The organism is uncultured Cytophaga sp. (genome assembly GCF_937863595.1).
Lineage (GTDB): Bacteria > Bacteroidota > Bacteroidia > Cytophagales > Cytophagaceae > Cytophaga.
In genome coordinates this window covers 1-9774 of the sequence record NZ_CALMGQ010000095.1, presented here as the reverse complement: position 1 = coordinate 9774, position 9774 = coordinate 1, and the positions used below count along the sequence as shown (strand labels likewise).

The following is a 9774-nucleotide window of genomic DNA, read 5'->3' as shown; positions in this document are numbered from 1 at the left end:
AACACCTATTATTTACAATTGAAGTGATCCGCTTTCGCATTAGGCATCTTAAAAAAATAAACCCGGAGCAAGCGGCGGGGGGCCAACTAAACTCCGGGATCTTTCAACCAGCTATGGAATCTTAAATATTTTTAGATTTTCAGAGGGATTTTTAAATCAGCTATGTAAATCTAAAAAATCGTTTATTCTTAAGACACTCAAATGTACACTATACAATTGTTAATTGCAATAGGTGCATTATTTTTTTTTAAGAATTCTATAGTTTCGGTTTTTTGGGAGGTTTCGGTTTTGTTGGCTTAGATTTTTTGGGATTCATTTTATCCTTGAAAGCCTTTGTCTTGGCGTCTTTGTTCGGTTTGTAAGAGCTAGTTTTTTGGTCTGGTTTAATATCTCGTTTCTTTTCATGGAAGGCACCTTTGTATGTAGGATCCTCTTTTTTCTTGTAAAAGTCTAATTCGCGAGCATATTCTTGACTTTCTTCAAACGGTGTTTCTGTCAACTCAACTTCCGATGGTATCTCTTCCTCCGGTATTTGCATCCGAATAATTTTTTCTATTTTTTCAATGTGGTACATTTCCGCTTCGGTCGCAAACGTTATGGCAACGCCCGTGTGATTTGCTCTTCCTGTTCTACCTATGCGGTGTATGTAGTCGTCGTATATTATAGGTACATCAAAATTAATAACGTGACTAACCTCTCTGACATCTATTCCGCGGGATGCCACGTCAGTAGCTACTAAAATCTTAATTGATCCATCTTTAAAATCATCCATCGCATTGATGCGGCTGTTTTGATCTTTGTTGGCATGGATTATACGACACGTATTTGTCGTTTTTCTATTAATGAATTTATAAATATCGTCTGCAGATTTCTTTGTTCGTACAAAAATGATGGCACGCGTTACCGATTCGTCTTTTCGAATTAAATATTCTAATAAGTGTATTTTCGTTTTAAAGTTCGGAACCTTAAATAGTTTTTGACTGATTAAGGTTGCGGGTGTTGCTTGCGGCGTTACTTCAATTTTCATTGGGTATTCCAAAAACTCTTCTGTTAATCGTTCCACGCGTTCAGACATGGTAGCAGAGAAAAGTAAATTTTGGCGTTTTCTTGGGATTACTTCCAATAATTTACGAAGCTGTGGCATAAAGCCCATATCCATCATTTTATCTGCTTCATCTAAAATCAGTGTTTTAACTTCTTTTAAAACAAACACTTCGTCTAGATATAGATCTAAAAATCGACCAGGGGTTGCTACAATAATGTCAACGCCTTTTTCTAATTGTTCTTTTTGGACTTTTGTTCCAATTCCACCATACAATGCTACGATACGCAAATCGGTATACTTTGCAAATTGCTTCATTGCTGTCTCAATTTGCATAACCAATTCGCGGGTTGGTCCAAAAATTACCGCTCTTGGGTTTTGACCTTGCGCATATTTAATTTTCATTAAAATAGGTAAGGCGTAAGCAGCTGTTTTGCCCGTACCTGTTTGTGCTACACCAATAATATCGTGGCCAGCCAAAATTTGCGGAATGGCTTTCCACTGTATCTCAGTAGGTTCAGTATATCCAGCTTCTTCAATAGCATTGAGAAGTTGTCTATTTAAATTAAGTTCTTCGAAATTCAAGGTGATTTTTCTGAAATATGAATTAAATTAGTCCTTTAAATAACGATGTATTATGTCGACTATTAAAATAAGTAATGCAAATATAGTAAATGAAGGCCAAATCTTTCAGGCAGATGTATGGATTGAAGGTGGATTCATCAAAGAAATTGGAAAAATCGCTAAACAAGCGGATGAAAATATAGATGCTACGGGAAAATACTTGTTGCCAGGTTTGATTGACGATCAAGTGCATTTTAGAGAGCCAGGTCTTACACATAAGGGAACAATCTATACGGAATCGAAAGCGGCAGTAGCTGGTGGCATTACGAGTTATATGGAAATGCCCAATACCAATCCGGCTGCAGTAACGCAAGAATTGTTAGAAGAAAAATATGAGATCGCTTCCAAATCAAGCTTGGCCAATTATTCCTTTTTTATGGGAACGACAAATCACAACATGGAGGAATTATTGAAAACGAATCCTAAAAATGTATGTGGAATTAAAATTTTTATGGGTTCTTCCACAGGTGATATGTTGGTAGATAATGAAACCATGTTGAATGAAATATTTTCAAAAGTGAAGATGTTGATTGCGATCCACGCAGAAGAAGACCCGATTGTACGTGCCAATACAGAGAAGTTTAAAGCAGAATATGGCGACAAGTTAGATGCTACCTATCATCATCTTATTCGCAGTGAAGAAGCATGTTACGCATCTTCTTCCAAAGCAGTAGCCCTGGCAAAAAAACACGGTACGCGTTTACATATTTTACATATTTCTACAGCCAAGGAACTAGATCTATTTACCAATACAATACCTCTGAAAGAGAAGAAAATTACGGCTGAAGCATGTGTACACCATTTATGGTTTTCAAATGAAGATTATAAAACAAAAGGAAATTATATTAAGTGGAATCCGGCTGTTAAAACGGTTTCAGACCGTGAAGCAATATGGAAGGCGGTATTGGATGGCAGAATTGATGTGATTGCAACAGATCATGCGCCGCATACAATAGAGGAAAAGGAAAAGGCATATATTGATGCACCATCTGGCGGACCTTTGGTGCAGCATAGTTTGGTTGCTTTGTTGGAGAAATACCACGAAGGCAAGATTTCCATCGAAAACATAGTAGAAAAAGCCTGTCATAATGTGGCAATCTTATTTCAAATTGAAAAAAGAGGATTTATTCGTGAAGGATATTATGCCGATATGGTGCTGGTAGATATAAACAGTCCTTGGACAGTAGAAAAAAGTAATATTATTTCAAAATGTAATTGGTCTCCTTTTGAAGGCTATACCTTCAAATCTCAGGTAACAGATACCTTTGTTTCAGGACATTGGGCATATCATTCAGGGGCATTCAATGAAGAACAAAAGGGTGCACGTTTAACGTTTGAAAGATAAATTTCACATAAGGCTTGCATATTTATTCAGTAAATAGTACTTTTGCAGACCTAAAATACAGTTTTTAGGTACACGGTAGATGTAGCTCAGCCGGTTAGAGCATCGGTTTGTGGTACCGAGGGTCGTGGGTTCGAGCCCCATCATTTACCCTAAAGGTCTTTTGAGAAATCAGAAGACCTTTTTCTTTTTATGCCGAGGGCTTAAAAAGAACACCCCAAAAAAATAAAAAACAAATTTCAGGCGTATGTAAGTTGTTTTTTTGTTTGATTTTTTAAATACAGAAGATGGATGAGTGATTTTGATTCAAGGATATTCCAGCACTTTGGAATTTGTTTTTTGTTATTTGGAATTTTGATCTATATCTAGTAATCTAAAAAACACATCTTCCTCCAGTTCCTTCACTTCACCTGGTTTTAAATCTCCCAATAAAATATTTTCGATGGATACGCGTATTAAACGCAAGCAACGATGTCTTACTGCCAAGACCATTTTGCGTACTTGATGGAATTTGCCTTCGGTAAGAGTGAGTAGAAGCCAGGTATGCGGATATGCTTCTCGGGTGTCGGATGCGTAGGGGTAAAGAGAGCTTACATCTGTAACAATCGATGCTTTGCAAGGAGAGGAGATGTAGTTTTCTCCACCTTTCACCCGAATGGATATGCCTGTAGCCAATTGTTTGACAGTTTCTTCAGAAACAACATTTTTTACCAATACTAAATACGTACGATTGTGTTTTTTCTCTCCTTGAAATAATAAGCGTGTTACTCTTTTGTCTGTTGTTAAAATCAATAATCCTTCAGATTCATTATCCAATCTACCAATAGCATGCGTACCTTCGGGGAAATCAAAATTTAAATCTCCCAATAAATTTACCATGTCTGGACTGATAAATTGAGAGACCATATCAACAGGTTTATGGATGATAAAATAGCGATGAATGGGAATTTCTTCAGACATATTTTTGTAAATACGATAATACCATTTTTATTTCAATTTTCTATATATGTGAATATTGGATTCCTCCCAAATGATCGTGCATTTATTTGATTATTATTCGCCAAAACCCTTAAAATCACTTCTATTTTCATTAAATTGAAAATATATTATTTTGAACGTTCAAATATGAAAATCCTTGGGCATACCAATTTAAAATTCTTTGGACAAGCTACGAAGTTGTTTGTCATTTTGCTGGTTAATTTCTTTTTTACAATCATAACCTTCGGATTATATTATCCTTGGGCGAAAGCGAAGTTGTTTCAATATTTTTACTCAGAAACAGAATTTCATGGAAGTCGTTTTGTTTTTCATGGAACAGGTAAAGAAATGTTTCGAGGATATATAAAAGTATTTATATTATTCATAGTGCTTTTTGGATCCATGAAAGTGTTTGAATTGATTGGCGAACCAATATTTTTATTGATAGCTACTATCGTATTTTATTGCGTGTTTCTTTCTTTAATTCCCTTAGCCATTCACGGTGTTATGCGCTATCGATTATCCAGAACTTCTTGGCGCGGAATTCATTTTGGTTACAGAGGGGATTTAAAAGAACTATACATTATTTATATAAAAGGAGTACTAGCTACCATTTTGACATTAGGCTTTTATTATCCTTGGTTAACGGTTTCATTAAGAAAGTATGTGTTGGCACATACAAGGTTTGGTAATATTGAATTTAAATTTGATGGTGAAGGATCCGAATTGTTGGGGTTACATATTAGTGGAATATTTTTGTCTATTATAACAATATATATATACATTCCTTGGTATTTAATTTCTATAAAAAATTTCGAACTGAAGAATGTTAAAGTCATTCAACAAGGACAATCTTTCTCCGTTCAATCTACCATGCGTGGAGGAAGTTTTTTTGGATTGAATATGGTGAATTTTTTAATTTTGATTTCAACCTTAGGCTTGGGTATGCCTTTTGTTATGATTCGGAATATGAAATATTATTTAACGAATATTCATTTTAATAATTTGATAGATGTGGATGCAATCGTTCAAACGGAAGCAGATTATAAAGATGCTACAGGCGAAGATTTATCGGATGCGCTAGACTTGAACTTTTTTTAACTCAATATGAAGAACGGATTTGACGTAACATATTATTCAGGAAGAAATTCTGTCAGTAATAAAGCACTATTGACCTTTTATGAAAATAGATGGGTAATAGCTTATACCAATTATCATTCAGGCGAAGCCGAAGAGATTGTATGGGAACTTGCAAATATACATCCTGCTATTGTAGTGGCGGGTACTACCATTTTTAAATATGGTGCATTTCCACATCAATCCATCGAATACAAAAACGATAATTTAAACACTCAAATTAGAGCGCATTACCCCATGGTATTGTTCAGTAAAACAGATATGTTTATTGATACGATGAATTGGAAGCGCATGAGCTTAGTTATCCTAACCATTCTGGGTTTTGTAATCTGTTCGTATGTATTCTTTATTCCGTTTTTAGCAGTGAAAGCAGTAGAGAACATGCCCATATCCTACGACGAACAGTTAGGTGAATACGTATTTGAAAAAATGACTGGCAATTTTGAAATTGATAGCGTACAAAGTGTACTTGTAAATGAATTTGCTGAAAAAATTAATTTTGAATCTCCTTACACATTAAAAATTCATGTTGTAAAAGATGAAACAGTAAATGCTTTCGCATTGCCTGGCGGGCACATCGTTATATATGAAGGCATCTTAAAGCAAATGCAACACAAAGAAGAATTAGCTGCCTTGCTGGCACATGAAGTTTCGCATGTGAATCATCGACATTCTGTTAAGGCAATTGCTAAAACCTTGTCTAGTTATTTATTCCTATCGATTCTTACAAGTGATGTAAATGGCATCACAACTGTAATCGTGAGTAATGCAGATATGTTTAATTCGCTCACGTATTCAAGGAGTTTAGAAGCCGAAGCCGATTCTGAAGGATTAAAAATATTGTATAATAATAGAATAGACCAAAGAGGGTTTGTGTATTTATTTGAAACGCTAGGCAAAGAAAGTCAAGGTTTAAATATTGAATTGTTAAGTACACACCCTTTAACAGAGAATCGAATTGAACAGGCAAATAAGACCGCTGCCGAACAGAAGAACTATCTTGAACGAACAGATTTAGAGGATACGTGGAAGAAAATTAAAACGCGACTTTCCTTTCAATAACTGAAAAGATACATTTTAAATAGGGTATTCATATAAGTTATGAATACCCTATTTTTTTAAAAAGATACGGTAATGCTTCCTTTTATGTAAAAGGGTGTTCCTGGAGTAAAGTGAATTTCAGTTACAGGTGTCGTTTCATTTTTCAATTGTGATTCGGTAGCGAATTGCGCTTCTTTCCATTTTTGATTGAAGATGTTTTCAGCACTTATGCCAAAAAGGAATCGATTTAATTGATAATTTACTACTGCATCCATAATGAAATACCCTTTAGCAACAATGGTATTATCTTCCACTGCGGGCCGATGCCCTAAATATCGATATCGCAAACTTGCGCTCCATTTATTTTGCTTCACAGACAAACCACCGGTGCTTGTTATTGGTGGTGCAAGAGGTACATAGTTTTCATTCCTAGGCAAGTTGATGTATCTGGGTTTGGCTAAATTTAAATCCATATCTGCAAACAACCATTTTGCTAACTGATATCTGAAACTCATATCAATACCCATACGTCTTGTACTACCGCTAGGCTCCAACAAACCATCGTCTCCAACATATACATATTCAGATTCTAAATACATATACCACAGAGCCATGTTTACAAACAACTTATTGCCAATTTTGGCATTGGTTCCTAAATCCACAGATTTAGCTCTGGGCAAACTGGATTGTGTTGTTTTATAAACAGAAACACGCGCATCGTTTGAGTGAAACCCATAACCGCCACTGGCATATAGTTGTAGCGCTTGTGTTAATTTATAATAAATATTTATTTTAGGACTAGCGATGCCTTGGCCTCGGTTTGCAGATGAAGTGTCATCTATGCTACTTTTATACAAAAATGTAAAATAGTCATAACGTAAACCAAGATTTAATGTTAAACGAGATGATATCAATAAACTCGCATCCGCAAAGCCATTGATATTGTTTTCATGAATAGAACCTTTTTTTACATCGTTTAGGAATTCTCTTTTTTCTACATGTGCCAATCCGATATTGTCAATGAAGTCACCTCTATATCCTGCTCCAACGTTAGTTTTTAACGTTCTACCAAATAATCTATAGTCATTTTTTAACGAGGAATTTAATCCAAGCATATTTCTGTTTTCATACTGATGAATTTCATCTCCATGTATTGGATCATCTTTGTATAAAGTGAAATTTGAAAACAAACTAAAGGCATAGTTGCTCCAATATACTTGATTGGTCCATGTACCTAGTTTACCAGCTTCTGTGGTGACTTGGATATTTGCATTTGTGCGATTTGTGTTGCCTCCTTCTGAATTGTCAATAGAGCCAAACCATCCAATACTTCCATTATCAACTGCACGGTCTGGTATTTGTCCAGAGGCATCCCATTTACTAAAGAACGTGGAGATACTAGCAGTTATGTAGGTCTTTTTTGATACGATTCCGTGATATTTTGCAAAGATATTATAACGATTAAAATGCTGCGGACTTTCAAAAAAACCTCTTGAATAAAATGCTTCCGATGCAATATATGCACTGTGTTTTTGTTCCATACTATCCTTTTTAGGAATGAGGTTTAAAAGGACCAATGCTCTATAGGTATTGAATTTCCCCATTTCAACCTTGGCCTTGTTGTCTGGAAGGAAATTTTTTGTTTGAAATTTTACGGCTCCTGCAGTATTGAAGTCGCCGATGTTGGCATTATAGCATCCTTTATTAAATTGTATGTTGTCAACCGTTTCAGGTATTACAAAATGCAAATCCGCATAGCCTTGTCCGTGTGCATGCGAAGCCATATTTACGGGCATGTTGTCGACAGAAACAGCAACGTCTGTACCATGGTCCACGTCAAATCCACGCAGAAATAATTGTTCTGCTTTTCCACCACCAGCATGCTGTGCTATAAATAGACCAGGCACGAGACGTAATAAATCCTGAGTGGTATTTATAGGCCTAAGTTTAAAATCTATGGAATTGATTGTGGTAAATGCAACTTCATTGCGTGCTGTTATTTGTATTTCAGGAATCTGTATGGCATCATCCTCTAGTAGATATGTTTTTTGGAACTGCTCTGCCTCTTTTAATAAAATTGTATCCCTTATGGTTTGAAATCCTAAGGAATGAATCACTATGTAATACATACCGGGCGATAAAAACTGAAAATCAAATCTGCCTTCGATATCCGTGTAGGTGATTTTATTGTTTTGATTGACAAGTTGAACATACCCATTCAGAATAGGTATGTTGTTTTGAGCTTGGATTACTTTTCCTGTTATACGTGCTTGTTGAGCAAGAGCCGTGAAACAAAATAAGTACAAGTAAATAAGTACTACGTTTTTCATGTTCTGTTTTGTTTAATGCATTCCATATTATCTCATAATAGAGCGGACATATACGCGCTATTATATAGATACTATTTTGTAAAAAGAGTGATTAAACAGTTAGCCGAGGTGGCTGAAAAAGAGAAGTAGGATTGAAACACGGAATTGAAAAATGATAGAAAGAATTATATGTAATCGGCACAGAATACATGCGATTTACATCAAATGATGATTTATTTTTCAGAAAGAAGTAAATTATTTTTATATCTAATTTAATAGTAGTAGAACTGGATTGTTTGTTCGATTTTTCATCTTCTGTTTGTATATGATCCAGTATATCATGTACGTGGGCATGCTCATGTTGGTGACTATGGATATGCTGGAGATGTAAATGTATTTGTAGTGGATCTATATGATGATGTGTATGGATATCTATATGATGATGTGTATGGATATCTAAATGTTGATGCCATGGATTGTTTGGGATATAATGCAGAATTGTATGAAGAATGGAAATAGAATCTTTAAACGACAGTATAAAAATACTCGTAATAATGAATATGGCTGTACATCTATTTTTCACAAAAACCGGGTATACTTGTTTTAGATCATTTCTGTATACTTAGACACGTGAATTATGAAAAAGTAACAATAAATCGAAAATAATTTCAAAAAACAGAAAAATAAAAAAAGAACTATTGAAAATCTGCCTCAGGTGTTGCGTGTACATTTTGAAGCAAACTGATTTTAAATCAAATTACTTCAAAATGTGTATGGAAATGTAATCAGCTTAGTTTTTAATTAGTGGAATGATGTGGTTTTTTTTGTAACACAAAGCCTATATTGAATCCAAATACCTTAGGGATTCTCGCATAGGGGATAGATTCAATTTTATGAATGATAAAATATTTTTGTAAGATTTTTGCCAAGTCGGAATGATCAAAACCTTTATGGCCACAATCAATACGCTCTACTTTACTCATTTTGCCGATGGTGCCGTATAGTAATTCTGAAAGTGAATACGATTCTGTTTCTTTCTTAGATTGCGTTATTGATTTGATAATATGTTTAAAAAATAATACAAGTCCTTTTTCATTAGGCACACTAATTAAACAATATTTAGTCGTTTTAATACTAAGTAATTTAATATAGTCTTCTAAATCTTTTGCTGGAATATGTTCCAATGTTTCCAAGCAAATGCTTATATCATATAATAGTTGATTGTTACTAAAGTCTGCAGGTGTTTCACAGGTATGGAAGGCATAGGCTGTATTGTCTTTCCATTTAATTTTTGCGATATC

Annotated in this window: 8 protein-coding genes and 1 tRNA gene; 4 read left to right on the top strand and 5 right to left on the bottom strand. The window is 34.8% G+C overall.

The genetic code is table 11. From position 1 onward, the window contains the following. Positions 1-256: 256 nt before the first annotated feature. Positions 257-1627, bottom strand: a complete 1371-nt coding sequence (locus Q0543_RS09215; protein ID WP_299251694.1) for a DEAD/DEAH box helicase — start codon at positions 1625-1627, stop codon at positions 257-259. Between the two features lie 52 nt (positions 1628-1679). Here Q0543_RS09215 and Q0543_RS09210 point away from each other — a divergent pair, with 52 nt between their 5' ends. Further along, on the top strand, positions 1680-3011 hold the full coding sequence (locus Q0543_RS09210; protein WP_299251691.1) for a dihydroorotase: 1332 nt from the start codon (positions 1680-1682) through the stop codon (positions 3009-3011). Between the two features lie 75 nt (positions 3012-3086). Next, positions 3087-3160, top strand: a tRNA-His gene (locus tag Q0543_RS09205). 190 nt (positions 3161-3350) lie between these two features. On the opposite strand, the gene Q0543_RS09200 is transcribed toward Q0543_RS09205, so the two are convergent. Further along, the gene (locus tag Q0543_RS09200) at positions 3351-3968 is read right to left on the bottom strand and encodes a pseudouridine synthase (RefSeq protein ID WP_299251688.1); all 618 of its coding nucleotides are present in this window, start codon (positions 3966-3968) and stop codon (positions 3351-3353) included. Positions 3969-4133: 165 nt separating this feature from the next. Here Q0543_RS09200 and Q0543_RS09195 point away from each other — a divergent pair, with 165 nt between their 5' ends. Beyond that, a complete protein-coding gene (locus Q0543_RS09195) occupies positions 4134-5087 on the top strand; it encodes a DUF898 family protein (RefSeq protein ID WP_299251686.1) in 954 nt (317 codons plus the stop codon). A gap of 6 nt (positions 5088-5093) precedes the next feature. Further along, positions 5094-6185 carry a M48 family metallopeptidase gene (locus Q0543_RS09190; protein WP_299251683.1) on the top strand — a complete coding sequence of 364 codons (1092 nt, stop codon included), beginning with the start codon at positions 5094-5096 and terminating at the stop codon, positions 6183-6185. A gap of 56 nt (positions 6186-6241) precedes the next feature. Here Q0543_RS09190 and Q0543_RS09185 read toward each other — a convergent pair whose 3' ends face one another. From Q0543_RS09185 to Q0543_RS09175, 3 genes are all read right to left on the bottom strand, one after another. Next, on the bottom strand, positions 6242-8494 hold the full coding sequence (locus tag Q0543_RS09185) for a TonB-dependent receptor (RefSeq protein ID WP_299251680.1): 2253 nt from the start codon (positions 8492-8494) through the stop codon (positions 6242-6244). Positions 8495-8585: 91 nt separating this feature from the next. Continuing rightward, on the bottom strand, positions 8586-9056 hold the full coding sequence (locus Q0543_RS09180) for a hypothetical protein (RefSeq protein ID WP_299251677.1): 471 nt from the start codon (positions 9054-9056) through the stop codon (positions 8586-8588). Positions 9057-9270: 214 nt separating this feature from the next. Next, positions 9271-9774: hypothetical protein (locus Q0543_RS09175; protein ID WP_299251672.1), on the bottom strand; the 504-nt coding region annotated here is incomplete at its 5' end.

Coding starts and splice junctions, on each gene's coding strand:
- Q0543_RS09200 (WP_299251688.1), bottom strand. CDS start 3,968: ATGTCTGAAGAAATTCCCATTCATCGCTATTTTATCATCCATAAACCT.
- Q0543_RS09195 (WP_299251686.1), top strand. CDS start 4,134: ATGAAAATCCTTGGGCATACCAATTTAAAATTCTTTGGACAAGCTACG.
- Q0543_RS09210 (WP_299251691.1), top strand. CDS start 1,680: ATGTCGACTATTAAAATAAGTAATGCAAATATAGTAAATGAAGGCCAA.
- Q0543_RS09190 (WP_299251683.1), top strand. CDS start 5,094: ATGAAGAACGGATTTGACGTAACATATTATTCAGGAAGAAATTCTGTC.
- Q0543_RS09185 (WP_299251680.1), bottom strand. CDS start 8,494: ATGAAAAACGTAGTACTTATTTACTTGTACTTATTTTGTTTCACGGCT.